Consider the following 24036-nt stretch of genomic DNA (forward strand, 5'->3'; position numbering starts at 1 on the left):
GGCGGCAGGCCGCGCCGGCGGTCGGGCTCAGCGCGTGGTCGAGCCGCGAACGATCTCGAACGGAAGCTCGATCGAGCGAGGCACCTCGCCGCTGTCCAGCGCCGCGAACATGACCTCGGGTGCCCGTTCGGGGTGCAGGCAGAGGTGCGTGACCCCGAGCCGCTCGTTCATCTCGCAGTCGATCGTGCACAGCACAAGCAGCTGCAGGTCGCGCGGCATCACGGTGCCGACCTGCTCGAGGTGCAGATAGATCTCCGGACCCTCCTCGCAGTACGCGAACACGGCATCCGCTCCGGCATCGAGCAGCTCGTGCAGGGCCGGGACGAGGCGGCGACGCCCGGCATCCACCCGCGCCACCAGGGGCGTTCTGCCGCCGACGGCGCTCCACGCGAGATACGCGCTCTCGCCGAGCTGATCCCGCGGCACCTCGCTCTCGTCGACGAGGAAGCCGATGCGCTCGGCGCCGCCTGCTGCCAGATGAGCGAGGCCCGCGCGCACGGCGGCGGCGAACCCGGTGCGGATCGTGAGCACGCCGCCGGGGACCGTGAGGTCGTTGGCCGCCACCGGGATGCCGGCGGCCACCGCGTCGCGCAGAATCGTGCGGTCATCGGCGGGATCGGGGAAGTACAGGGCATCGATCTGCGCACCCGCGAGCAGATCGGGGCGGCTGTCGGGAAGCACCGTCACGGTGAATCCCCGCACGGCCCCCGCCTCGACGAGCGCGTCGAGCTGCCGCGCGCGTTGCAGGGCGCGCCGTCCGTCCTGCAGGGAGTTCGCCGCCATCACGAAACCGATCGACATCGTCCGGCCGCTGCGCAGCGCCGACGCGTGCTTGTTCGGGGCGTATCCCAGTTCGGCCGCCACGGCTTTGATGCGCTCGCGCGTCTCCGCGCTCAGGTTGCCGCGGTCGTTGAGCGCCTGACTGATCGCCGCCGTCGACACCCCCGCCCTGGCGGCGACATCGCGGAGCGTGACGCGTGTCATCCGCGGCCGCCGGCGGGTTCAACAGACATTCGCTCGGCATCCACACCGGCGGCAGTGTCGTCGCTCGACGCATCGTCCGTGGGGAACACGGTGTCGATGGCGCGCGTCCAGGCGGTGCCCGCACCGGCGGCGGCGAGGGTGTGGCCCTGCGAGATCAGTCCGTGCAGGAGCGCGCCGGAGAAGTGACGCAGGGCCGCTTCGGTCTCGGTATCGGCTCCGCGAGAACGGGCGCGGGCGATTTCACGATCGAGCACCTTCTGCACGTGGGTGCGCATCTGCACCACGGCGGGTGCGACTTCGTGCACGCGCCGGGCCATGGCGTGGCGCTGGGCCGCAGTCTGCACGATGAGGCGGGCCTCGCCGATCGTGGCGAACTCGTCGATGGGTGCGTGCACCCGGATCGTGTCGAGATCGAGGAGGTCGATGTCGGGAAGCGAGCGCAGACCCGGGTCGACATTGCGCGGCATGCCCAAGTCGATGATCAGCTGGGGGCTCGTGACGCCGGCGCGCGCGGCCCCGTGGCTCTCGGTGTCGAGCGCGTAGGTGTCGGTCGTCGTGGTGCAGGTGACGATCACGTCAGCGAGCGCCGCTTCGGCGGGGAAATCCGTGGCCGACACCGGGGTGAGGTGCTCACGCTTCGCGAAGCGGTCGCGACCCGAGCGAGAGTGCACGCGGATGTCGACGGCCCCCACGGCGCGCAGAGCGGCGAGGGATGCCGCGGCATAGCGGCCCGTGCCCACGAGAAGGACGCGGGCGGCTTCCCACGAGCCGATGCGGCTGCCGGCCAGTTCCACGGCGAGACGCACGAGGGAGCGCCCCGACTCGCCGAGCTGCGTCGAGTTCTTGACCGCGCGGGAAGTCTCGGTGGCGCGCTGGAAAAGGTGTTCCAGTGACGCGGTCGTCACGCCCTCGCGCCGGGCCGCATCGAGCGCGCGGCGCACCTGACCTGCGATCTCGTCTTCGCCGACCGCGACCGAATCGAGCCCCGACGCCACGGAGAACAGGTGCTCGGCGACCCGGTTGCCGTGTGCGAAGTCGACGGTCTCCCGCACGTCGCGAAACGGGAGAGCGGACAGCTCGGCGAGGCGCTCCATCGCGGCATCCATCGCCGGCACGGGCGAGGTTTCGTCCGGGGCGTCGACGAGGTCGAAATACGCCTCGAACCGATTGCAGGTCGCCAGCACGACGGCGCCGCGGATCGCTTCGTGCGAGGCCGCGAGGTCGGTGGCCACGGTGTCGCCCACGACCGAAAGACGCTCGAGCGCCTCGAGGGGCGTCGTTCGCTGATGAGCGGAGAGGCAGACGAGCACGCGGCTCCAGAGATGATTCGGGACGGAAGGGATCGAGGTTAGTATAACGATTAACGCCCACCCGAGCCCGTCACCCCCGGAGCATCATCATCACTTCTTCTGCCGCCGCAGCCCATCCCCTCACTGCGCACGCGACGTCATCGTCGCGCCTCGTCCGCGCTTTGCGTGGCGATCGCCCCGACGTCACCCCCGTCTGGTTCATGCGACAGGCCGGTCGCTCTCTGCCCGAGTACCGGGCGCTGCGTCAGACCGGAACGATGCTGGATGCGTGCCTGACGCCCGCTCTGGCCAGCGAGATCACGCTGCAGCCGGTGCGTCGGCACGGCGTGGACGCCGCGGTCTTCTTCAGCGACATCATCGTTCCGCTGCATCTCGTCGGCGTCGAGGTCGAGATCGCCGCCGGTCGCGGGCCCGTCTTCAAGAACCCGGTGCGGACGGCGGCGGAGATCAGCGAGCTGGTCCGCATCGATCCGGCGCTCGTCGAGGAACGCGGTGAGGCCGTCGTCGAGGCCGTGCAGCAGACCGTCGCGATGCTGGCCGAGGAAAGCGATCGCCGCGGTGAGAGCCTGCCGCTCATCGGGTTCGCCGGCGCGCCCTTCACGCTCGCGGCCTACCTCGTCGAGGGTGGTCCGTCGAAGGACCACCTGGGGGCGCGCAGCCTGATCCACTCCGATCCGGCCGCGTGGGCGGATCTGACGGCGTGGCTGGCCGAGGTCACCGGACGCTTCCTGGCCCTTCAGGTGCGTGCCGGTGCCAGCGCAGCCCAGCTGTTCGACTCGTGGGCCGGGGCGCTGGCACCGCGCGACTACCGCCGGGCGGTGCTTCCGGCGTCGGCCGCCGCGCTCGAACCCGTCCGCGCCCTGCAGCGCGGGGGCATCGAGGTGCCGCTCATCCACTTCGGCGTGGGCACTGGCGAGATCCTCGCCGACATGGCGTCGATCGGCGTCGACGCGCTCGGCGTCGACTACCGCGTCGACCTCGACGATGCGATCACGCGGATCGGGAGGGACCTCACTCTTCAGGGCAATCTCGACCCTGCGCTGCTGTTCGCCCCGGAAGCCGTGCGCCGTGCTGCGGCGCATGCGGCCCTCGCATCGGGCCTCGCGGCGCGTGCCCACGTCTTCAACCTCGGGCACGGCGTGCCGATGAACACCGATCCGGCCGTTCTCACCGATCTCGTCCAGACCGTGCACGACTGGACTCCCGTGGAGAGCGTGCGGTGACGATTCCGGGCTCGGGCCGGCAGACGGTCGCCACGACGGATGCCGACGTGATTGTCGTCGGCGCCGGAATGGCGGGCCTGGTGCTCGCGCACGATCTGGCCCGGGCGGGCCGCCGCGTGATCGTTATCGAGTCGGCACCGGAGGTCGGCGGATTGCTGCGCCGCGGCACCCTCGCCGGCGTCGACATCGACCTGGGTGCGGAATCGTTCGCGACGCGCACCGACGCCGTCGCCGCCCTCGTCGCCGACGCCCGCCTCGACCTGCAGTTGGTGTCGCCGCGTCCCCAGGGCGCCTGGCTCGCGATCGCGGGCGACGATGCCGTCATGCGGGCGAGGCTGCCACGACGCACGGTGCTCGGCATCCCCGCCGATCCCGACGCCGAGGACGTGGTCGCCATCATCGGCGCCGACGGTGCCGCCCGCGCCCGGGCGGAAGAGCAGACCCCGGTCGATCCTGACGCGGAGCCGTCGCTCTACGACCTCGTCGCCGGACGGCTGGGGGAGCGCGTCGCCGATCGCCTGGTCGACACCTTGTGCCGCAGCGTCTATTCACGCCCCGCCGCCGAGGCGCAGTTGTCGCATCTGCACCCCGGAATGTGGCGCGAGTTCGTCGCCCGCGGCTCGCTGCTGGCTGCCGCCGACGCGATCGCCACCGCCCAGCGCGCCGGCGCTGCGGTCGGCGGTATCGAAGGCGGAATGTGGCGGCTGCCGGCCGCTCTCGCGCAGGCGGCCACCCGATACGCCGCCGACATTCGCACCGGCGTCGACGTGCATGAGGTGCGGGTCGACGGGGATGCGGTGGCGGTCGATACGGCGAGCGGATCGCTGTCGGCGCCGCACGTCGTGCTCGCCACCGGCCCTGCGGAGAGCGCGCGGTTGCTCGCGGGGGACGGTGCGGGCGTTTCGACTCGCTCCGCTCGCTCAACGACCGGTGGAGCGGGTGTCCGCCTCGTCGCGGCCGCCATCGCGCATCCGGGCCTGGCCGACGAGCCCGTCGGATCCGGCGTGATCGTCGGCGCGACGCTGCCGACGGCAGCGAAAGCCCTCACGCACATCACCGCGAAATGGGACTGGGCGCGCGCTGCGACACCCGACGGCATCCACCTCGTTCGCCTGTCGGCTCGCGACGCCGGCGCCGACACTCTGCGCACCGCCGACGACGTCGCCCGCGAGGTCTCCGTGCTCACCGGACTCGACATCACCTCCGACCAGGTCGCCGACGTGGTCGCCCAGGAGTGGCCGGATGCCGTCGCGGGCCGCCCCACGGCCGATGCGCTGCCCGCCGGCATCCATCTCGCGGGGGCGACCGCGGCCGGCACCGGCCTCGCATCGGTGATTCCGCACGCACGAGAACTCGCCGCCCGGCTCGACGGCATGCTCGCCGCGCCGTCCACCTCCGTCTCCTCCCTCCACACCCACCCGGTTTCTTAGGAGCACCGCATGACCGACCTCACCCCGCTCGGCTATACCCTGTTCGCCGTTCTCGCCGGACCCCGTCCGCGCGTTGCCGCTCCCGATGCCGCCGCGATCGACGAGCTATCCGCCGCCATCGAGACGGTCACCGCAGACGGCGTCAGCGTTCGCGGTCTGTACGACGTGACGGGCATGCGTGCCGAAGCCGACCTCATGGTCTGGCTGCACACGGCCCCCGGTGCGGTGGACGACCCGGCGGCGCTGCAGAAGGCGCTGCGGACGCTGCGCCGAACGGCCGCGCTTCAGGGCTTCTCGGCCACGTGGACCGCCATGGGCGTGCACCGCGAGGCGGAGTTCAACAAGCGCCACATTCCCGGCTACCTCCGCGGCGAGACCGCGCGCGGCTGGTTGTGCCTGTACCCCTTCGTCCGCAGCTACGAGTGGTACCTGCTGCCCGACGAGGAGCGCGCGGCGATGCTGGCCGAGCACGGTCGCAAGGGCGCCCGCTTCACCGATGTCGTCGCCAACACGGTGTCGACGTTCGGTCTGAGCGACTACGAATGGCTGCTGCCGCTGGAAAGCGATGACCCCATCCACCTCGTCGACATGATGCGCGACCTGCGCGCCACCGACGCCCGCCGCCACGTGCGCGAGGAGGTGCCGTTCTACACCGGACGGCGCCTGCAGCTCGACGAGCTCGCGGAGGTGCTGAGCTGATGGCCGAGAACATCGCTGCGGCGACGCCCGAGTTCCGTCCGAAGCCCCCGCGTGCCAGCGCGGCGCCGGTGTGCGGTGAGGGATGCCGCGTGCCGGCCGCCACGCCGGCCACGTGCGCCGGCGACCCCCACGTGAGCGTCCCCACCGCCTACCAGGGTGTGCTGCTGCTCGGCTTCGGCGGACCCGAAGGCCAGGATGACGTCATCCCGTTCCTGCGCAACGTGACCGCCGGACGCGGCATCCCCGATGAACGTCTCGAGGAAGTGGCGCACCACTACCGGCACTTCGGCGGAGTGTCGCCGATCAACGAGCACAATCGCGAGCTGAAAGCCGCTCTCGATGCCGAACTCGCCGCCCGCGGACTCGATCTGCCGGTCTACTGGGGCAACCGCAACTGGATGCCCTACGTCGCCGACGCGCTCGCCGACGCGCACGCGGCCGGCCACACGCGCCTGCTCGCGATAGCGACGAGCGCGTACAGCTCGTACTCCTCGTGTCGTCAGTACCGGGAAGACCTTGCGGATGCCGTGGAGGCGACCGGGCTGTCGGGCGCCATCGAGATCGACAAGGTGCGTCAGTTCTTCGACCACCCCGGCTTCGTGACGCCGTTCGCCGAGGGGGTGGCTGACGGGCTCGCCGCCCTCCACGCGCAGGGCTTCGGCGATGACGAGATCGAGATCCTGTTCTCGACCCACTCCATCCCCACCAGCGACGCCGATCGCTCGGGTCCGCCCGAGCGCGGATTCGGCGCCGGCGGCGCCTACGTCGCGCAGCACACCGCCGTGGCCGAGACCATCATGGGGCGCCTCGGGTCGTCGTGTGCCTGGCAGCTCGTGTTCCAGAGCCGGTCGGGCCCGCCGCAGGTGCCGTGGCTCGAGCCCGACATCAACGACGCCATGGCCGAGCTGCCCGCACGCGGTCGCGCGGCGGTGCTGATCGTGCCGTTGGGGTTCGTCAGCGACCACATGGAGGTGCTCTGGGACCTCGACACCGAGGCGATGGAGACCGCCGGAGAGCTCGGCCTGACGGCGATCCGCACCCCGACTCCGGGCACGCATCCCGCGTACGTCTCGGGTCTGGTCGACCTCATGGTCGAGCGCCTGAACGGCACGGCGGCCACAGACCGTCCGCACGAGACCGACCTCGGTCCGTGGTACGACGTCTGCCGGCCCGGATGCTGTGAGAACAAGCGCCTCGGCTTCCAGCCGGCGCTTGCCGGGATCGCTCCGTGACGCCCGCCTCCCTCTCCGATACCGCGCCCCCGCTCCGGCTCGGAACGCGCGCCAGCTTGCTGGCGACGACCCAGTCCGGCCATGTCGCCGACGCCCTGCGCGCCGCGACGGGCCGCGAGGTCGAACTCGTTCCGATCACCACCGCGGGTGACGTGCTCACCGGCCCGCTCGCGCAACTCGGCGGCACGGGCGTGTTCGTCGCCGCGCTGCGCGAAGCACTTCTGCGCGGGGAGTGCGACCTGGTCGTGCATTCGATGAAGGATCTTCCGACCGCCGACGTGGAGGGGCTGCGTATCGGTGCCGTGCCTCCGCGCGCGCCCGTGCGGGATGTGCTGTGCGCGCGCGACGGCCGCGCGCTCGACGACCTGCCCGAGGGTGCGGTCATCGGCAGTGGTTCGCCGCGCCGGGTCGCGCAGTTGCTGCGGCGCCGTCCGGATCTGCAGGTCCGCGGCATCCGCGGCAACGTCGATACGCGCCTGCGCAAGGTCGACGAGGGCGAATACGACGCCGTCGTGCTCGCCGAAGCGGGTCTCACCCGCATCGGACGCACCGCGCGCATCACCGACCGCTTCGAGGTCGACGACTGGCCGACGTCGGCCGGTCAGGGGGCGCTCGCCGTGGAGGTGCAGACCGGCTCCGCCGTCGCCGAGGCGGTGGCGATGATCACCGATCCGGATGCCGAGGTCACCTCGCTCTGGGAGCGCGCGGTGCTGCGTCGTCTCGAGGCCGGCTGCGCCGCCCCGGTGGGGATCTCGGCAGTGCGGGGGTCAACCCACGGGGGCCTCCACGCTCAGGTTGCGCTGATCGCCGAGGTCTACGCACTCGATGGTGCGCGCTGCGTCCGCATCGAGCACAGCGTCGCCCACGCCGATCTGGCCGATGCCGCCGGCCGCGACGCCGCGGCGGCCGAGGTCGTCACCGCGCTGATGGATGCCGGCGCCGGCGCCCTCGCCGATCTGGGTCCGCGTGCCGCGGGTGACGGACGGTGAGTGCCACGGCATCCGCGCCCAGCAGCAGCCGGGGGACACCGGGCGAGCCGATCTACGCCCTGCGCGGCGCCCGCGTGCTGGTTCCGCGCGCCGGGTCGTGGGGTGACCGTGTCGCGCGCGAGCTGGAGACGCGCGGCGCGACCCCGGCGATCGCGCCCCTCATCCAGACGGTGCCCCCGCGCGACACCGCGGCTCGCGACACCGCCTTCGCCGCTCTCGTCGACGGGCGCTACGAGTGGCTGTTCGTCACCAGCGCCGCGAGCGTCGAGCAGCTGGCGACCTATCTGGCCGCGCACGGGCTCACGCTTCCTGAAGCCCTGAAGATCGCCGTCGTCGGTCGCGCCACCGCACGCGCCGTCATCGATCTCGGCGCCCAGGTCTCGTTCGTGCCGCTCGGGCGTTCCTCGGCGCAGACGATGATCGCGCAGTGGTGCGCCGCCCACGCCGCGGCATCCACGGGGCGCTGCCTGGTCGTCCGTTCCGACCTGGCCGCAGCCGTGGTCAGCGACGAGCTCGAACTGCAGGGCTTCGCCGTCGACGTCTGCATCGGCTACCGCACCGTGGGCCTCGACCTCGCACCCGAGGTCGCGGCCGATCTCGCGGGCGGGCGCTTCCACGTCGTGCTGCTCACCTCGCTCAGCGTCGGCCGTGAGCTGCGCCGCCAGGTGGGCACCCTGCCGCTATCCACGCTCGTGGCGTCGATCGGACCCGCGACGACCCGCGATGCCGAGCGCCTGGGTTTCACCGTCGGGCACACGGCGCACACGCAGAGCATCGACGCCCTGATCGCCGAGCTCGACTACTCCCCACGACTTCTGGAGGTCACCTCATGACCGCGTTCCCCGTCCAGCGCCTGCGTCGCCTGCGCGGTACCCCGGCTCTGCGGCGCCTCGTCGCCGAGCACGACCTTTCGCCCCGGCGCCTAGTGCTGCCGCTCTTCGTCAAGGAGGCCATCACGGCGGCGCAGCCGATCGCCAGTATGCCGGGCGTGATGCAGTACCCGATCGAGCAGCTCGCCGAGGTCGTCGAGCAGGCCGCCGCGGCGGGCATCGGCGGCATCATGCTGTTCGGCGTTCCCACCGTGCGCGATGCGGTCGGAAGCGGTGCCACCGATCCGGACGGCATCCTGAACCGGGCGATCGCCGTGGCCGCGCGCGCGGCGTCCGGCCGCCTGACGGTGCAGGCCGACCTCTGCCTCGACGAGTTCACCGACCACGGCCACTGCGGCGTGCTCGCCAACGACGGGTCGGTCGACAACGACGCCAGCCTCGAGATCTACGCGCGCGTGGCCGTCGCCCAGGCCGAGGCCGGTGCCGACATCCTCGGTCTGTCGGGGATGATGGACGGCCAGGTGGCCGCGTGCCGCGCCGCGCTGGATGCGGTCGGACGCAGCGACGTCGCCCTGCTCGCCTACTCCGCCAAGTACGCGTCGGCGTTCTACGGTCCCTTCCGCGACGCCGTCGAGTCCACCCTCACCGGCGACCGCCGCACCTACCAGCTCGACCCCGCCAACGGCCGCGAGGGGGTGCGCGAAGCCCGTGCCGACATCGACGAGGGCGCCGACATCGTCATGGTGAAACCGGCCGGCCCCTACCTCGACGTGCTCGCCGAGGTGGTCGCGGCATCGGAGGTCCCCGTGTGGGCGTATCAAGTGTCGGGCGAGTACGCGATGGTCGAGCACGCGGCCGCGGCCGGCGTCATCGACCGCGAGAGGGCCATCGGCGAGGCTCTCCTCGGCATCCGCCGGGCCGGGGCCGAGGCGATCCTCACGTACTGGGCGATCGAAGTGGCCGGCTGGCTGCGCGACGGACGGAGCCTCGCATGACGACCAATGACGCCCTGTTCGAGCGGGCCCGCGCCGTGATCCCCGGTGGGGTGGACTCACCGGTGCGCGCCTACGGCTCGGTGGGCGGAACGCCGCGTTTCATCGTCGAGGCCGCGGGCGCCTACGTCACGGATGCCGAGGGTCGCCGCTACGTCGACCTCGTGGCCAGCTGGGGCCCGGCCCTTCTCGGCCACGCGCACCCGGAGGTGGTCGCGGCCGTGCAGACCGCCGCCGCTCGCGGACTGTCCTTCGGGGCGCCGACGCCGGCCGAAGCCGAGCTCGTCGAGGAGATCGTGCGCCGCGTACCCGCCGTCGAGAAGGCGCGCCTCGTGTCCACCGGCACCGAGGCCACCATGACGGCGATCCGCCTCGCGCGCGGGGCGACGGGACGCGACCTGTTGGTGAAGTTCGCAGGCCACTACCACGGCCATTCCGACGGACTGCTGGCCGCGGCCGGCTCGGGCCTCGCGACGTTCGCGCTGCCCGGCTCGGCGGGTGTTCCCGACGCCGTGGCCGCCCAGACTCTCGTCGTGCCCTACAACGACCGCGCCACGCTCGAGGCCGTGTTCGCTGCGCATCCCGGCTGCATCGCCGCCGTCATCACCGAGGCCGCCGCCGCCAACATGGGCGTCGTCGCACCGGCATCCGGATTCTCGAGCTACCTCGCCGATCTCTGTCACCGCGAGGGCGCGCTGCTGATCAGCGACGAGGTGCTCACCGGCTTCCGCGCGGCACCGGGCGGCTACGCCCAGGTGCTCGCCGAGGCAGGGGAGACCGTGCTCCCCGACCTCGTCACCTTCGGCAAGGTCATCGGGGGCGGGCTGCCGGTCGCCGCGGTGGGCGGCCGCGCCGACATCATGGACCTGCTGGCGCCGCTCGGTCCGGTGTACCAGGCGGGCACCCTGAGCGGGAACCCCGTCGCTGTCGCGGCAGGCCTGGCGACGCTGCGCCTGGCCGACGCTGCCGTGTACGAGCGGATCGGGTTCGCCGCGACCGCTGTCGCCGACGCTGCGACGGCGGCGCTTTCCGCCGCGGGTGTGCCGCACGTCGTGCAACGGGCGGGCACCCTGTTCAGCGTCTTCTTCGGCGCGGACGTCACCGGCGGTGTCCCCGACTACGCGACCGCGCAGCGGCAGGACTCGGCCGCCTACGGCCGGTTCTTCCACGCAATGCTGGATGCCGGTGTCTCACTGCCGCCGTCGGCCTTCGAAGCATGGTTCCTGACCGCGGCGCACGACGATGACGCCCTCGCGCAGATCGTCGACGCGCTGCCGGCCGCCGCGCTCGCCGCTTCCGGGGAGGTCCGGGGCTAGAGCCGTGTCGGACGCACGGTCTAGCGTGTGCGCCATGGACACCGACGAGCTGTTTCTGCGTTCCGACGCCGCCCTGCGCGACGTGATCGACCGGATCGACCCGGCCGATCTCACCCGTTCGGCGCCCGCCGAATGGACCTCCACACCCGATCCCACCTTTCGCGACATCTTGCAGGCCCACACCTACGACGAGGCATGGGTGCCCGACGTGCTGCGCGGGCGCGCGGTCGCCGACGGCGACGAGCTGCGCGGCGTCGATCTGCTCGGCGACGATCCGATCTCCGCCTACGACGCGCGCAACGACGACGCGGCGGCGGCGGTGCGCGCCGGCGGGTATGTCGACACGTTCCGGTTCAGCTACGGCGACTACCCGGCCGCTGAGGGCCTCGCGCACCTCGCGACCTACCGCGCCTTCCAGGCCTGGCTCATCGCGAAGCATCTCGGCATCCCGTTCCACTTCACGCCCGAGCTCATCGCCGGGCTCGAGGAGCACGTCGTCTCGTTCGCCGACGAGTGGCGCCAGTGGGGTGTCTTCCCGCCCGCGATCGACCCGCCCGCGGATGCCGACGACGAAACGCGGCTGCTCTGCGCTGTGGGGTACTGGATCCCGTAGGCCTCGACGCCCCGACGGCCCCGCATCGCTCCCGCCGCACGGGCGGTGGCGCGCACCACGGATAGGCTGGAGTGCATGCCCGTGACACTGCTCGGCGCGGCCGAGATCCGCGCGCTCGCCGCCGACCTCGACGTCACGCCGACCAAGAAGCTCGGTCAGAACTTCGTCGTCGACGCGAACACGGTGCGAAAGATCGTGAACGTCGCCGGTGTCACCGATGCCGACCGCGTGGTCGAGGTCGGTCCGGGGCTCGGCTCGCTCACCCTCGCGATCCTCGAGACGGGTGCGCCCGTCACCGCGGTCGAGATCGACCATCGACTCGCCGCGCATCTGCCCGTCACAGCCGCCGCCCACGGGGTCGCGGACGGTGCCTTGACGGTGGTGGATGCCGATGCGCTCCGCGTCACCGAACTGCCCGGTGAGCCGAACGTGCTCGTCGCCAACCTGCCGTACAACGTCAGCGTGCCCGTGCTCCTGCACTTCATGGAGAACTTCTCGTACCTCGAGCGCGGCGTCGTGATGGTGCAGGCCGAGGTGGGGGAGCGCCTTGCCGCGCCGCCCGGGTCGAAGGTCTACGGCGCCCCCAGTGTGAAGGCCGCCTGGTACGGGCCGTGGCGGCTGGCGGGCACGGTGTCTCGCCAGGTGTTCTGGCCGGTGCCGAACGTCGACAGCGTGCTGGTCGGATTCCGCCGCGATCCCGCGCCGCGCGGCGACGAGACGCTCCGCCGGGCGACGTTCCGCATCGTGGATGCCGCCTTCCAGCAGCGCCGCAAGATGCTGCGCCAGGCACTCACCGGAGTATTCGGCGGCTCTTCGGGCCTCGCCTCCGCCGTGCTGGAATCGGCCGGCGTCGAGCCCACGGCCCGGGGTGAGCAGCTCACGATCGACGACTTCGTCGCCATCGCCCGCGCAAGCGACGGGACACCTCAGGCGGTCACTGCGGTGTGACGATCGCCGCGTCGACGACACGTCACGCAATGTTCGCCCCCTTTTCACCGGCGATCATGAAACATGTCGGTAACATTGCGCGCATGCGTATGGCCGAGCATCCTGCTCCCGAACGGGTCCTGCTGCACCTCAGCGACACCCATCTGCGCGCGGCGGGGTCGCGCATCTGGGAAGAGGTGTCGGGCGAAGAGCACCTGGCACGAGCACTGGCGGGGATCGAGGCATCGGGCGTGCGTCCCGACGCGATCGTCGTGACGGGTGATCTCGTCGACCTCGGCGAACGCGCCGCCTATGCCACGCTCCGTGCAATGGTCGAGCCCGTGGCCGCACGACTCCAGGCACCCGTCGTGTGGGTGATGGGCAACCACGACGATCGTGCGGCGTTCCGCGCCGAGCTGTGCGACGCCGATACGGCCGACGCCCGCCCCGTCGACGGCGTCGACGAGTTCGATGGCCTGCGCATCATCACGCTCGACACCTCGGTGCCCGGTCACCACTACGGCGAGCTCAGCGACGCGCAACTGGCGTGGCTGGCCGCCGTGCTCGAAACCCCGGCGCCGCTCGGCACGATCCTCGCCATGCACCACCCTCCGGTGCCGAGTGTGTTGGCGCTCGCGGCGAGCGTGGAGCTGCGCGATCAGGCGCGGCTCGCTCGTGTCGTCCGCGGCACCGACATCCGTGCGATCATCGCCGGACACCTGCACTACTCGACGTTCGCGACGTTCGCCGGCATTCCCGTCTCGGTGGCGTCATCGACCTGCTACGCGCAGGATCTCACCGTTCCGGTCGGTGGAACGCGCCCGCAGGACGGAGCGCAGTCGTACAACCTCGTCCACATCTACGACGACACCGTGGTGCACTCGGTGGTTCCGGTCGATGTGCCGCGCGTCATGGAATACACCGATCCCGCGGCGGCGCAGCGCCTCCTCGCGGAGGCGGGCGTCACGGGTGTCGGAGTCCAGCGACCGAGCGCTCCGCCGACCCGGCCGCTGTCCGTATTGCGCTGACCGGCACCTCCCACGGCGCGCGGACGGGGAACAGGCGCTCCAGCGTCTCGCGGAGCACACGTACGCGCAGCTCCTCCGGTACCTCGGTTTCGCCGCCGTCGTTGAGACAGAACATATCCGCGTCGCGACGCTCCTCGAGCCGCCGCATCTTGCGCAGCCCCGAGACCATCGTCGTCTGCACGTAGCGCACGCGTGGCTCGCTCGTCGCGATCGCCCGCCCGGTCATCAGCGCGTAGTAGTGGTAGAGGCTGTTGGTGACCGAGACATCGGTGGCGCTGCGAAAACGGGAGGCGGCGGTGCGTGCGATGTCGTCGGCGAACTCGAGCTCCAACTCCGCGGCGATGCTGCGGCGCATCGGTGTCGCACAGTGCTCGAGATCGCGCACGATCGAGCGGCCGAACCGCTCGAGGAGCAGGGTGCGATTGACGCGCAAGGCGTTATCGTGCCCCGAACGTTCGGCGCGCGTCGGACCTGATCCGATGCGCACGTCGCACTCGACGAACCTCGTCAGGCCGCCGGCAGTGAAGAACATCTCCGGCGTGACGGGACGACCGAAGAACATGTCATCGTTCGAGTACAGGAAGTGCTCGGCGAGCCCGTCGATGCGATGCAACTGCGCTTCGACGGCGTGGGAGTTGTGCGTCGGCAGCACGGACGGATCGGCGAAGAACTCCTCGCTGGGCACGATCGTGACCCGCGGGTGCTCGGCCAGCCACGCCGGCTGGGGCGAGTCTGTCGCGATGAAGATGCGTCGCACCCACGGCGCGTACATGTGCACGCTGCGCAGCGCGTAGCGCAGCTCGTCGACATGGCGGTAGCGAGCCGGCCCGTCATCGCCCTCGCCGACCACGTACTCCTCCAGCTGCGCGGCGCGCTGTCGCTGGAACTCGCTCGCCGAGCCGTCGACCCAGGAGAACACCATGTCGATATCGGCCGTCACCTGGTGCGGACGCGCGTCGAACATGCCGACCACGGTCTTCCAGCGTCGTCCCCACCGCCACACCGTCGTCGTGACGAGGTCGGATGCGGGGAAGACGCGCCGCGTCAGTGCGTTGGCCCGGGGCGCATGGATCGTCTCGCCGGTCATGCGCCACGTCTCCAGTCGCACCGCCTCCGCGCTGCCGTACCGGAGCGATCCGTTCTCGGTGATCCGCGGCCGGAAGAGCCGCATCGACCAGACCGCGTCGGGCTCGGGGAGGGCAAGGTCCACCGCGAGTTGTGCGTCGGCGCCCGCCGTCTTCGCGTAGAGAGGATCCTGGGTTCCCGCGTCGGCGAGCGCGCGCACGGCCGCCGGTCCGTCGGCGGCATCCACCACGATGATCGCGCCGCCGCGGTCGTCCTGTGCGAGCAGGGGATCCAGTCCTGCAGCGGCGAGGGCGTCGGCGACCAGGCCGATGTCGGCGATGCGCGCCATCTCCGGCGTGAGATCGTCGTGAACCACATGGAGGATGCCGTCCACCCACCGCAGATCGTGGCGGGCGAGCAGGCCCGACCAGGGATGTGGGTGCGGTGAGAGTGCCTCCAGTGGTGCCACGCGGTATTTCCTTGTCTGTCGGGGGAGCCTCATCGTACGCCCCTCGGTGTTTCTCTGGCGTTTCGGTGAACACGCTCCGCCGCCCCCGCGCGGTCGATAGCCTGGACGGGTGACCGACATCTCCGACCGTTTCTCCCCGTCGCGCGGCGGCGATCTGCACCGACCCTTCGCTGCGGCATCCGACCGATACGCCGCCGGCACCTACCGCCAGGTGGGATCGAGCGGCCTCTACCTGCCTGCCGTCTCGCTCGGTCTGTGGTGGAACTTCGGCGACAACGTGCCCTTCGACAATCAGCGCGCACTGCTGCGTCATGCGTTCGATCGCGGGATCACCCACTTCGACCTCGCGAACAACTACGGACCGCCCTACGGCAGTGCCGAGACGAACTTCGGGCGCATGATGCGCGAGGACTTCAGAGCGTACCGCGACGAGCTGATCATCTCCTCGAAGGCCGGCTACGACATGTGGGACGGCCCCTACGGGCAGTGGGGTTCGCGAAAGTACCTGCTCGCCAGCGCCGAGCAGTCGCTGGGCCGCATGTCGCTCGACTACGTCGACATCTTCTACTCGCATCGCTTCGACCCGGTCACCCCGATCGAGGAGACGGTGGCGGCCCTGGACACTCTGGTGCGCCAGGGCAAGGCGCTCTACGTCGGCATTTCGTCCTACGAGCCCGAGCAGACGGCGATCGCCGCCGCGGTCGCCCGATCGCTCGGCACGCCGCTGATCATCCACCAGCCGGCGTACTCGATCCTGAATCGCGGTATCGAAGACGGCCTCACCGGCGTGCTGCGGCAGGAGGGCATGGGGGCGATCGCCTTCGTGCCGCTCGCGCAAGGCCTCTTGACCGATCGGTATCTGAGCGATGGCACGGCCATGCGGTCGCAGGACCGCTCGTCGCTGCCGGGTCGCCGCCTGAGCGAATCGGCTCTCGCCGGGCTCCGGGCACTCGATGTGATCGCTCGCGATCGCGGCCAGAGCCTCGCGCAACTCGCTCTGCAATGGGTGCTGCGCGACGGTGTCGTCGCATCGGCGCTCATCGGTGCCTCGCGCACCTCGCAGCTCGATGAAAACCTCGCCGCGTTGGACGGGCCCGCCTTCGATGCCGAGGAGCTCGAGCGCATCGATGTGATCGCCGCCGATATCGGTGAGATCTGGGCGGACGCTTCGTGACGATCGCCGGTACCGCCGGACGCCGGGTGCACGTGCGCGCCCCCGGCAAGATCAACATCGCATTCGACGTCGGCGACGTTCAGCCAGACGGCTACCACGACGTCGCGTCGGTGTATCAGGCGGTCTCGGTGTACGAAGACGTGTGGGCTCGGATCTCCGACGAATTCTCGATCACGGTCACCGGCGACATCGACGTGTCGGGGGTTCCCCTCGACGAGTCGAACCTCGCGATCCGTGCCGCCCGGCGGGTCGCTGAGCGGTTGGGGTGGCGCGGCGGCATCCATCTCGACATCCACAAGGGCGTTCCGGTCGCCGGCGGCATGGGCGGCGGATCGGCGGATGCCGCGGCCGCCCTCGTCGCCGTGAACGAGGTGCTCGGTGGCGGGTTGACCACGCTCGAGCTGCAAGAACTCGGAGCTCCCCTCGGCGCGGATGTGCCCTTCGCGGTGCTCGGGGGAACGGCGATCGGCACCGGGCGTGGCGACGAGCTCGCTCCCGCGCTGGCGCGCGGCCGCTTCGACTGGGTGCTGGTCACGAGCGCCGAGGGGCTGTCGACGCCCGCCGTCTACCGCGAACTCGACCGTCTGCGCGAGCTGCCCGACATCGCTCCCGAGCGCGGTGTGCCCTCGGCCGATCCCATCGTGCTGCATGCGCTGCGCGCGGGCGATCCCATGGCGCTTGCCGGCGCTGTCCGCAACGATCTGCAGGAAGCGGCCGTGTCCCTGCGTCCCCGGTTGGTCGACACGCTGCGCGCCGGCCGCCGCGCCGGGGCTCTCGCCGGACTCGTTTCCGGGTCGGGCCCGACCGTCGCCTTTCTCGCCGCCGATGAACGCGCGGCTGACGAACTCGCCGCCGACCTCGCTGCGTCAGGGAGGGCCGGTTCCGACATTCTTCATGTCCACGGGCCCGTTGCCGGCGCACGGGTCGTCTCGGCGTGACCCCGGCGCCGCCCGCGCCCACCCTTCGAACGGAGAGCACCATGACCGATCGCCATCACCATCACGACGCCTCGCTCGATCGCACGATGATCGACGAACTGGCCGCCCGCGACCTCGTGGTTCGTCGCATCGACGACGCCGTGCGCGCTGACGTCGACCCGTGGCTCGAGGCGGTATCGCGCGGATTCCTCGACGGGGAGCGCAACGAGACCCAGCGCGAAGCGTTCTTCGCCGGTTCCGCCTACCGTCGTAAGATCGGCGTGTTCGATGAGACGGCGCCGCTGGCGGAAATCCCCGCCGCCACCTTCGCGTCGTGGGCGACCGAGCTCACTCTTCCCGGCGGCGAGGTGCCCGCCTGCGCGATCAGTTCGGTCACGGTCGCGCCGACGCATCGCCGTCGCGGCATCCTTCGCTCGGTGATGGCGGGAGAGCTGCGCACGGCGATCCAACGGGGACTTCCGGTCGCCATCCTCACGGTGAGCGAGTCGACGATCTACGGCCGGTTCGGCTTCGCGCCCGCCGCGGTCGCCGCGCAGTGGAGCATCGATGCGCGCCGCGCGCGATGGATCGGTCCCGACGCTCCGGGACGAATCGACTTCATCAGCCGTGCTCAGGGGCGCGAGCTCGCCGTCGCACTGCACGAACGCGCGCGCCGGCAGACGCCGGGCGAGATCGCGCTTCCTGGCGGCCACGACGAACGGTTCTTCGGTACCCGGGCCGACTCGGAGAAGCCCGAACAGCTCCGTGTCATCCAGTACCGCTCGCCGGCCGGCGATGTCGAGGGCGTCGCGGTGTATCGCGTGACGGAGAATGAGGATGACTTCACGGCGTCCACCGTCGACGTCGGGTTCTTCGTGGCCGTCACCGATGAGGCTTACGCGGCGCTCTGGCGCTTCCTGCTGAGCATGGACCTCATCGGCACGGTGCGCGCGAGCGAGCTGTCGGTCGACGAGCCGCTCTGGTGGATGATCGCCGATCAACGGGCGGCCACGATCACGCTGCGCGATCATCACTACGCACGGGTGCTCGATGTGCCGGCCGCACTGTCGGCGCGCCGTTACGACGTCGCCGACACGGTTGTGCTCGACGTGACCGACCCGCTCGGCATCGCCGCCGGCACGTTCGTGCTGACGACGGATGCCGAGGGTCTCGCGTCCGTCGACATCGTCGATGACCCGCCGCTCGGGGTGCCGGCGACCCGACTGGGGGTGGCGGAGCTATCCGCACTGCTGCTCGGCGGGGTGTCGCCCGTCACCCTGGCCCGCGCGGGTCGGCTCGCCTCCGACGATGCGGCCCGCCTTGCCCGGCTGTTCGCCTCCACCGTGCCGCCGCAGCTGAGCTTCTGGTACTGACGAACGACCGAGGCCCCGGATCGCAGCGGATCCGGGGCCTCGATCGTCGGTGCGAAGCCTCAGCTGCCGCAGACGTCCTGCAGCTTCTTCGCCTGATCCTGGAGCTTGGAGCTCGACTCCTGACCCTTGGTGGAGATCTCTTCCGCCTTGGTCTGCGCGTCCTGCAGCTGCTGCATGGCGCTCGGGTCGCTCGGGTCGATCTTCGTCAGGTCGGGCATCTCGAAGCCGGCGAAGATCGTCGCGAAGTTGCGGTACTCGTCGGCGAATGCGGTCAGCGGCGCCTTCACCTGCTCGTTGGTGACCTTCGACTCGGCGGACGACAAGCCGTCCAGCACGGGCTGGAACAGCGAGGAGAAGTCGACCTTCTCGCCCGAGCTCGCCTTGCTCATCGACGAGCTCAGGTCCTTCTGGATGCTCGACGTGGCGGTCTGGATTTCGTTCTTGGCGATGGTGCATGCGTCTGCCACACTCTGCCCGCCTGCGCACGCCGTCATGGTGGCTGCGAGGGTGATGACGGCGGCGGCGCCGCCCAGTCGGGTCGCGATCTTGGTCTTCATATCTATCTCTCCGGTTCCTGATGATGTGGCGGCCGAGGTGCAAGCCGTCGGCAATTCTATGGGTTCGCCGTGAATGCGCTCGCCACCGAGGGCCGCGCGACGGGCGCGCTCGCGTAGCCTGGAGCGGATATGGCGCATCTGCTCGGGGCCGAGGGCCTCCACCTGGAATTTCCCACGAAGGTCGTGTTTGACGGCGTCTCGCTGGGCGTCGACGAAGGCGACCGCATCGGAATCGTCGGTCGAAACGGCGACGGCAAGTCGAGCCTGATGGCGATGCTCGCCGGTCGGCTCGAGCCGGATGCCGGGCGTGTCACGGTCCGCGGTGGCGTCACGGTCGGTGTGCTCGATCAGGGCGACACGCTGGATGATTCCCTCACGATCGCTCAACACGTGGTCGGCGACCGCGCCGAGCACGACTGGGCGGGCGACGCGGGCGTTCGCGACGTGATCGCGGGACTCGTCGGCGATCTCGACTGGAACGGCCCGGTGGCCGGCCTCTCCGGCGGTCAACGCCGCCGTGTCGCTCTCGCGCGTCTGCTGGTGGGGGACTGGGACGTACTCGCTCTCGATGAGCCGACGAACCACCTCGACGTCGAAGCCGTCGCGTGGCTCGCTGCCCACCTGAAGCGCCGGTGGTCGGCATCCAGTGGCGCACTGCTCGTCGTCACGCACGACCGGTGGTTCCTCGACGAGGTGTGCACCAAGACCTGGGAGGTGCACGACCGCATCGTCGAGCCGTTCGAGGGCGGCTATGCCGCCTATGTGCTGCAGCGCGTCGAGCGCGATCGGCAGTCGGCGGTCATCGAGCAGCGTCGCCAGAACCTCGCCCGCAAGGAGCTCGCCTGGCTGCGGCGCGGTGCCCCCGCCCGCACGAGCAAGCCGCGGTTCCGCATCGATGCGGCCAACGCGCTGATCGCGGACGTTCCCGAGATCCGAGACAAGGTCCAGCTGCAGTCGCTCGCCGTGTCGCGTCTGGGCAAGGACGTCGTCGATCTGCTCGACGCGGGCGTCGCGTACGACGGTCGCGACGTGCTGCGCGATGTCGAGTGGCGCATTGCGCCCGGCGAACGCACCGGCATCCTCGGGGTCAACGGGGCCGGCAAGTCGACGCTCTTGGGGCTCGTCGCCGGCACCGTCGCGCCGACCAGCGGGCGGGTCAAGCGGGGGACGACCGTGAAGGTCGCGACCCTCACCCAGCGAATGGACGAACTCGACCAGTACATGGACGACCCGGTTCGGGTGGTCATCTCCGGGCTACGCACCAGCTACACGATCGGTACGGGCTCGAAGGCGGCGGAGCTCACGCCCGGGCAGTTGCTGGAGCGGATGGGCTTCAGCTCGGCCCAGCTGTCCACGCCGGTCAAAGACCTCTCCGGTGGTCAGCAGCGTCGACTGCAGTTGCTGTTGATCCTGCTCGACCAGCCCAACGTGCTGATCCTCGACGAGCCGACGAACGATCTCGATACCGACATGCTCGCCGCGATCGAGGATCTCCTCGACTCGTGGGCGGGGACGCTGCTCGTCGTGTCGCACGACCGGTACTTCATCGAGCGGGTCACCGACCAGCAGTACGCCGTCATGGACGGCCGCCTGCGGCATCTGCCGGGTGGCATCGACGAGTACCTGAAGCTCCGTTCCCGGTCGCTCAGCGAGCAGCGCAGCGGGGGATCGGCGACAGCGGGCTCGACGTCGACCGCGCCTCCGACTCTTGCCGGGTCAGACCTCCGCGCCGCCCAGAAGGAGCTGGCCGCTGCGGAGCGTCGGATTCAGAAGCTCACCGCTCAGGTGGATGCCGCGCGTGCGGCCCTGGCCGACCATGACCAGGCTGACTACGTGGGCCTCGGCGACAAGATGCGGGTGATCGGCGAGATGCAGGCCGAGATGAGTGCGCTCGAGGACCGCTGGTTCGAGCTGTCCGAGCTGCTCGGCTGAGGCGCGGTCCGGCTCTCAGGAGTCGAAGCCCAGCGAGAGCTTGCGCAGCAGGCCGGCGAGTCGTTCGCGATCGCCGCGCGACAGCACACCGAGCAGCACCGCCTCGGCATCCACGAGTCGGGTGATCGCGGCATCCACACGCGTCTTTCCCTCGTCCGTGATGGTCACCAGCACGCTGCGCCCGTCTGCCGGGTCGGCTTCGCGCCGCACGAGGCGGCGACCGACCAGACGGTCGATGCGGTTGGTCATCGTGCCGCTCGAGACGAGGGTCTGCTGCAGAAGCTGCTTCGGGCTCAACTGGTAGGGCTCCCCGGCGCGGCGCAACGCCGACAGGACATCCCACTCCCACGGCTCTAGTTCGCTGCGCCGAAACGCCTCGCGGCGGGCGCGATCGAGGTGGCGGGAGAGTCGGTCCACACGCGAGAGCACCTCGAGGGGCGAGAAGTCGAGGTCAGGACGCTGGGCACCCCAAGCGCTGACGATGCGGTCGACTTCGTCGTGCTCGGTGGCCATGGCTCCATTATCGTCCGCGGTCTCGCGCTCGGTTTGGCTCCGAATACCCCCGGGGGTATATTGAACCTGTTCGTGGAAGAGGGAGAACACCAGATGCGCATTGTGATCGTCGGGGGCGTCGCCGGAGGCATGAGCTGTGCGGCGCGGGCGCGCCGGCTCGATGAGACCGCCGAGATCGTCGTGCTCGAGCGGGGGCCGCACGTCTCCTTCGCCAACTGCGGGCTGCCGTACTTCGTCGGCGGCGAGATCGCCGAAGAGTCCGCATTGCTCGTGCAGACGCCGGCGTCCCTGAGGGCCGCGCTCGCGCTCGACGTGCGTACCGGTCACGATGTGACCGCGGTGGATGCCGCGGCCAAGACGGTGACCGTGGTCAGCGCGGACGGCGTCGATACCCTCGCCTACGACGCTCTCGTGCTCGCTCCGGGAGCCGTCGCGGCACGTCCTGCGATCGCGGGACTCGATTCGCCCCGCGTGCGGACGCTGCGCAGCGTCGAGGACGCCGTGGCGCTCCGCGAGCGCGTCGACGCGGGCGCTCACCGTGCCGTCGTCCTCGGGGCGGGCTTCATCGGAATCGAAGCCGCCGAAGCGCTCGCGCAGCGAGGCCTCCACACGACTGTCGTCGAGTTCGCGCCACACGTCCTGCCGCCCCTCGAGGACGAGCTGGCGACACTGGTGACGGCGGAACTGCGCGCGCTCGGCATCGACGTCCGCGCCGGGACGGCGGCCACCGCGGTCGAGTCCGGACAAGACCGTGACGTCGTCGTCCTGGGCGACGGCACCCGACTGGATGCCGACCTCATCGTGCTCTCGGTGGGCGTGCGTCCCGACACCGGTGTCTTCGAGGCGGCGGGGGTCGCCTGCGAGCGCGGTGCGATGATCGTCGACGCGCACGGGCGCACGTCCCTGCCCGACGTGTACGCGGTCGGCGACGCCACAGCATCCGTCGACGCCGTCACCGGCGCGGTGCGCCCCGTCGCGCTCGCCGGGCCCGCCAACCGCGCCGGACGCCTGGTCGCCGATGCGATCCTGCGGCCCGAGCGGGCCCGCCCCCTCCCGCGCCCGGTCGGTACGGCGATCGTCCGCGTCGGCGCGAAGACTGTCGCGTTGACCGGTGCGAACCGCGCCGCTTTGGCGGCCGCGGGAATCGAGTTCGACACCCTGCATCTTCATCCCGGCCAGCACGCCGGCTACTTTCCGGGCGCATCGCAGATCCATCTCGTCGTGCACGTCCGCCGCGACGACGGGCTCCTGCTCGGCGCACAGGCCGTCGGCGCGGATGGCGTCGACAAGAGGATCGACGTGATCGCGACCGCCGTCCGTGCTGGTTGGGCCGTCGACGACCTCATCGATCTCGATCTGGCCTACGCCCCGCCCTACGGCTCCGCCAAGGATCCCGTGAACATGGTCGGGATGGTGGGGGAGAACGTCCGGGCCGGAGCGCTACGGCTCTGGTACGCACAGGACCTCGATGTCGTCGCAGCCACGGCGCTCATCCTCGACGTCCGCACGGCCGCGGAGGTGGCGACCGGTCACCTGCCCGGTGTCCTTGCCATCCCACACACCGAGCTGCGCGGCCGCCTCGACGAGGTGCGCGACGCCGCGGCCGGCCGGCCAGTGCGTGTGATGTGCCAGTCCGGCGTGCGTTCCGCGATCGCGCACCGCGTGCTCGCCCAGACGGGCTTCGACTCGGCATCCCTGTCCGGCGGCATGCTGACGCTCCGGGCGCTGCTCGGCGAGCGGGCGGAGGCCATGCTCGTCTCGACCCGCGCCGGCGTCTGAGCGGCTCGCTCTTCCGAGCTTCCACGACCACTTCCACAATCACGAACAGACAGGAGAACGCCCATGTGCTCAGCGGTGACCTGCCGAACCTGCGGCAAGACGACGTGGGCCGGCTGCGGCCAGCACGTCGACCAGGTGATGAAGAACGTCCCCGTCTCCCAGCGCTGCCCGGGCCATGACGACGTGGCCCAGGGCGGGTTCTTCTCGCGGATGTTCGGCCGATGACGGCGACCACGTCGGTGAAGTCCGCCCCCTCCGACGCCGCGGCCACCCACGATCCCGCTGCGCAGCGGAAGATCGCCAATCGCCTGCGCCGCGCGCGCGGACAGCTCGACGCCGTCATCGCCGCGGTCGACGAGGGCCGGCCCTGTCGAGACGTCGTGACCCAGCTGGCCGCGGTCTCTCATGCGCTCGACCGGGCTGGCTTCGCTATCGTGTCGACGGCTCTGCGCGAATGTCTCGCCGACCCCGAGGGGGCCGCGACCGACGACGGTCTGACGACGGATGAACTCGAGAAGCTCTTCCTCATGCTCGCCTGAGCGCTTCGATGCGGTCTTCCGGCGCGCGGGCTGGCAGACTAGATCGGCACACCCGCCGTCTCGTGGGTTGCGGTCCGCCGTAGTGTAACGGCAGCACGACAGCCTTTGGAGCTGTGAGGTTCAGGTTCGAATCCTGGCGGCGGAG

General features: G+C 70.8%; 22 protein-coding genes and 1 tRNA gene. 18 read left to right on the forward strand and 5 right to left on the reverse strand.

Annotated elements, in window-relative coordinates; translation table 11 throughout:
• Positions 1 to 27: 27 nt before the first annotated feature.
• Positions 28 to 984 (reverse strand): LacI family DNA-binding transcriptional regulator, encoded by a 957-nt coding sequence (locus ITJ43_RS13790; RefSeq protein ID WP_194584429.1) that lies wholly within the window; start codon positions 982 to 984, stop codon positions 28 to 30.
• Positions 981 to 2294 (reverse strand): glutamyl-tRNA reductase, encoded by a 1314-nt coding sequence (locus ITJ43_RS13795; protein ID WP_194584430.1) that lies wholly within the window; start codon positions 2292 to 2294, stop codon positions 981 to 983. Before ITJ43_RS13795 ends, ITJ43_RS13790 begins: the two co-directional genes overlap by 4 nt.
• A gap of 161 nt (positions 2295 to 2455) precedes the next feature.
• Between ITJ43_RS13795 and hemE the strand changes: the two genes are divergently transcribed.
• The 11 genes from hemE (at position 2456) to ITJ43_RS13850 (ending at position 13573) form a co-directional block, all read left to right on the forward strand.
• A complete protein-coding gene (hemE, locus tag ITJ43_RS13800; protein WP_228495916.1) occupies positions 2456 to 3517 on the forward strand; it encodes a uroporphyrinogen decarboxylase in 1062 nt (353 codons plus the stop codon).
• Positions 3514 to 4947, forward strand: a complete 1434-nt coding sequence (locus ITJ43_RS13805) for a protoporphyrinogen/coproporphyrinogen oxidase (protein ID WP_323741237.1) — start codon at positions 3514 to 3516, stop codon at positions 4945 to 4947. Before hemE ends, ITJ43_RS13805 begins: the two co-directional genes overlap by 4 nt.
• Positions 4948 to 4956: 9 nt before the next feature.
• A complete protein-coding gene (gene hemQ / locus ITJ43_RS13810; RefSeq protein WP_194584431.1) occupies positions 4957 to 5646 on the forward strand; it encodes a hydrogen peroxide-dependent heme synthase in 690 nt (229 codons plus the stop codon).
• Entirely contained in the window at positions 5646 to 6878 is a 1233-nt protein-coding gene (locus ITJ43_RS13815; RefSeq protein ID WP_194584432.1) for a ferrochelatase, read from the forward strand. Before hemQ ends, ITJ43_RS13815 begins: the two co-directional genes overlap by 1 nt.
• Positions 6875 to 7867, forward strand: a complete 993-nt coding sequence (gene hemC / locus ITJ43_RS13820) for a hydroxymethylbilane synthase (protein ID WP_194584433.1) — start codon at positions 6875 to 6877, stop codon at positions 7865 to 7867. Before ITJ43_RS13815 ends, hemC begins: the two co-directional genes overlap by 4 nt.
• A complete protein-coding gene (locus ITJ43_RS13825) occupies positions 7864 to 8700 on the forward strand; it encodes a uroporphyrinogen-III synthase (protein WP_323741238.1) in 837 nt (278 codons plus the stop codon). The genes hemC and ITJ43_RS13825 overlap by 4 nt, the downstream gene beginning before the upstream one ends.
• Positions 8697 to 9692: a porphobilinogen synthase gene (gene hemB, locus ITJ43_RS13830; RefSeq protein ID WP_194584434.1), complete on the forward strand. Its 996-nt coding sequence runs from the start codon at positions 8697 to 8699 to the stop codon at positions 9690 to 9692. Before ITJ43_RS13825 ends, hemB begins: the two co-directional genes overlap by 4 nt.
• Positions 9689 to 11005: a glutamate-1-semialdehyde 2,1-aminomutase gene (hemL, locus tag ITJ43_RS13835; RefSeq protein ID WP_194584435.1), complete on the forward strand. Its 1317-nt coding sequence runs from the start codon at positions 9689 to 9691 to the stop codon at positions 11003 to 11005. Before hemB ends, hemL begins: the two co-directional genes overlap by 4 nt.
• A 34-nt stretch (positions 11006 to 11039) precedes the next feature.
• Positions 11040 to 11618, forward strand: a complete 579-nt coding sequence (locus ITJ43_RS13840) for a hypothetical protein (RefSeq protein WP_194584436.1) — start codon at positions 11040 to 11042, stop codon at positions 11616 to 11618.
• 75 nt (positions 11619 to 11693) lie between these two features.
• The gene (gene rsmA, locus ITJ43_RS13845; RefSeq protein ID WP_194584437.1) at positions 11694 to 12566 is read left to right on the forward strand and encodes a 16S rRNA (adenine(1518)-N(6)/adenine(1519)-N(6))-dimethyltransferase RsmA; all 873 of its coding nucleotides are present in this window, start codon (positions 11694 to 11696) and stop codon (positions 12564 to 12566) included.
• An 83-nt stretch (positions 12567 to 12649) separates the two neighbouring features.
• On the forward strand, positions 12650 to 13573 hold the full coding sequence (locus ITJ43_RS13850; RefSeq protein WP_194584438.1) for a phosphodiesterase: 924 nt from the start codon (positions 12650 to 12652) through the stop codon (positions 13571 to 13573).
• Here the strand turns inward: ITJ43_RS13850 and ITJ43_RS13855 are convergent.
• Positions 13509 to 15107: a stealth conserved region 3 domain-containing protein gene (locus ITJ43_RS13855; RefSeq protein ID WP_194584439.1), complete on the reverse strand. Its 1599-nt coding sequence runs from the start codon at positions 15105 to 15107 to the stop codon at positions 13509 to 13511. The two genes, ITJ43_RS13850 and ITJ43_RS13855, sit on opposite strands and share 65 nt — an antisense overlap.
• A gap of 109 nt (positions 15108 to 15216) precedes the next feature.
• Here ITJ43_RS13855 and ITJ43_RS13860 point away from each other — a divergent pair, with 109 nt between their 5' ends.
• From ITJ43_RS13860 to ITJ43_RS13870, 3 genes are read left to right on the forward strand one after another with little or no spacing between them, the layout of a single operon-like run.
• Complete coding sequence (locus ITJ43_RS13860) at positions 15217 to 16281, forward strand: aldo/keto reductase (RefSeq protein ID WP_323741239.1); 1065 nt, start codon at positions 15217 to 15219, stop codon at positions 16279 to 16281.
• On the forward strand, positions 16278 to 17219 hold the full coding sequence (locus ITJ43_RS13865; RefSeq protein ID WP_194584440.1) for a 4-(cytidine 5'-diphospho)-2-C-methyl-D-erythritol kinase: 942 nt from the start codon (positions 16278 to 16280) through the stop codon (positions 17217 to 17219). The genes ITJ43_RS13860 and ITJ43_RS13865 overlap by 4 nt, the downstream gene beginning before the upstream one ends.
• Before the next feature lie 41 nt (positions 17220 to 17260).
• On the forward strand, positions 17261 to 18571 hold the full coding sequence (locus ITJ43_RS13870) for a GNAT family N-acetyltransferase (protein WP_228495917.1): 1311 nt from the start codon (positions 17261 to 17263) through the stop codon (positions 18569 to 18571).
• A gap of 59 nt (positions 18572 to 18630) precedes the next feature.
• Here the strand turns inward: ITJ43_RS13870 and ITJ43_RS13875 are convergent, their stop codons facing one another.
• Positions 18631 to 19128 (reverse strand): hypothetical protein, encoded by a 498-nt coding sequence (locus ITJ43_RS13875; RefSeq protein ID WP_194584441.1) that lies wholly within the window; start codon positions 19126 to 19128, stop codon positions 18631 to 18633.
• A 129-nt stretch (positions 19129 to 19257) separates the two neighbouring features.
• Between ITJ43_RS13875 and ITJ43_RS13880 the strand changes: the two genes are divergently transcribed.
• Entirely contained in the window at positions 19258 to 21060 is a 1803-nt protein-coding gene (locus ITJ43_RS13880; RefSeq protein WP_194584442.1) for an ABC-F family ATP-binding cassette domain-containing protein, read from the forward strand.
• Positions 21061 to 21075: 15 nt separating this feature from the next.
• Here ITJ43_RS13880 and ITJ43_RS13885 read toward each other — a convergent pair whose 3' ends face one another.
• Complete coding sequence (locus tag ITJ43_RS13885) at positions 21076 to 21573, reverse strand: MarR family winged helix-turn-helix transcriptional regulator (RefSeq protein WP_194584443.1); 498 nt, start codon at positions 21571 to 21573, stop codon at positions 21076 to 21078.
• Between the two features lie 93 nt (positions 21574 to 21666).
• Here ITJ43_RS13885 and ITJ43_RS13890 point away from each other — a divergent pair, with 93 nt between their 5' ends.
• From ITJ43_RS13890 to ITJ43_RS13900, 3 genes are all read left to right on the forward strand, one after another.
• Positions 21667 to 23352 carry an FAD-dependent oxidoreductase gene (locus ITJ43_RS13890; protein ID WP_194584444.1) on the forward strand — a complete coding sequence of 562 codons (1686 nt, stop codon included), beginning with the start codon at positions 21667 to 21669 and terminating at the stop codon, positions 23350 to 23352.
• A 221-nt stretch (positions 23353 to 23573) separates the two neighbouring features.
• Positions 23574 to 23891, forward strand: coding sequence for a metal-sensitive transcriptional regulator (locus ITJ43_RS13895; protein ID WP_194584445.1), 318 nt, complete (start codon positions 23574 to 23576; stop codon positions 23889 to 23891).
• Positions 23892 to 23964: 73 nt separating this feature from the next.
• A tRNA-Gln gene (locus ITJ43_RS13900) sits at positions 23965 to 24036 on the forward strand.

This window comes from Microbacterium sp. VKM Ac-2870, assembly GCF_015350795.1.
In the GTDB taxonomy this organism is placed as follows: Bacteria; Actinomycetota; Actinomycetes; order Actinomycetales; family Microbacteriaceae; genus Microbacterium.

Coding starts and splice junctions, on each gene's coding strand:
- ITJ43_RS13790 (WP_194584429.1), bottom strand. CDS start 984: ATGACACGCGTCACGCTCCGCGATGTCGCCGCCAGGGCGGGGGTGTCG.
- hemQ (WP_194584431.1), top strand. CDS start 4,957: ATGACCGACCTCACCCCGCTCGGCTATACCCTGTTCGCCGTTCTCGCC.
- ITJ43_RS13815 (WP_194584432.1), top strand. CDS start 5,646: ATGGCCGAGAACATCGCTGCGGCGACGCCCGAGTTCCGTCCGAAGCCC.
- hemB (WP_194584434.1), top strand. CDS start 8,697: ATGACCGCGTTCCCCGTCCAGCGCCTGCGTCGCCTGCGCGGTACCCCG.
- hemL (WP_194584435.1), top strand. CDS start 9,689: ATGACGACCAATGACGCCCTGTTCGAGCGGGCCCGCGCCGTGATCCCC.
- ITJ43_RS13840 (WP_194584436.1), top strand. CDS start 11,040: ATGGACACCGACGAGCTGTTTCTGCGTTCCGACGCCGCCCTGCGCGAC.
- rsmA (WP_194584437.1), top strand. CDS start 11,694: ATGCCCGTGACACTGCTCGGCGCGGCCGAGATCCGCGCGCTCGCCGCC.
- ITJ43_RS13850 (WP_194584438.1), top strand. CDS start 12,650: ATGCGTATGGCCGAGCATCCTGCTCCCGAACGGGTCCTGCTGCACCTC.
- ITJ43_RS13870 (WP_228495917.1), top strand. CDS start 17,261: ATGACCGATCGCCATCACCATCACGACGCCTCGCTCGATCGCACGATG.
- ITJ43_RS13875 (WP_194584441.1), bottom strand. CDS start 19,128: ATGAAGACCAAGATCGCGACCCGACTGGGCGGCGCCGCCGCCGTCATC.
- ITJ43_RS13880 (WP_194584442.1), top strand. CDS start 19,258: ATGGCGCATCTGCTCGGGGCCGAGGGCCTCCACCTGGAATTTCCCACG.
- ITJ43_RS13885 (WP_194584443.1), bottom strand. CDS start 21,573: ATGGCCACCGAGCACGACGAAGTCGACCGCATCGTCAGCGCTTGGGGT.
- ITJ43_RS13890 (WP_194584444.1), top strand. CDS start 21,667: ATGCGCATTGTGATCGTCGGGGGCGTCGCCGGAGGCATGAGCTGTGCG.
- ITJ43_RS13895 (WP_194584445.1), top strand. CDS start 23,574: ATGACGGCGACCACGTCGGTGAAGTCCGCCCCCTCCGACGCCGCGGCC.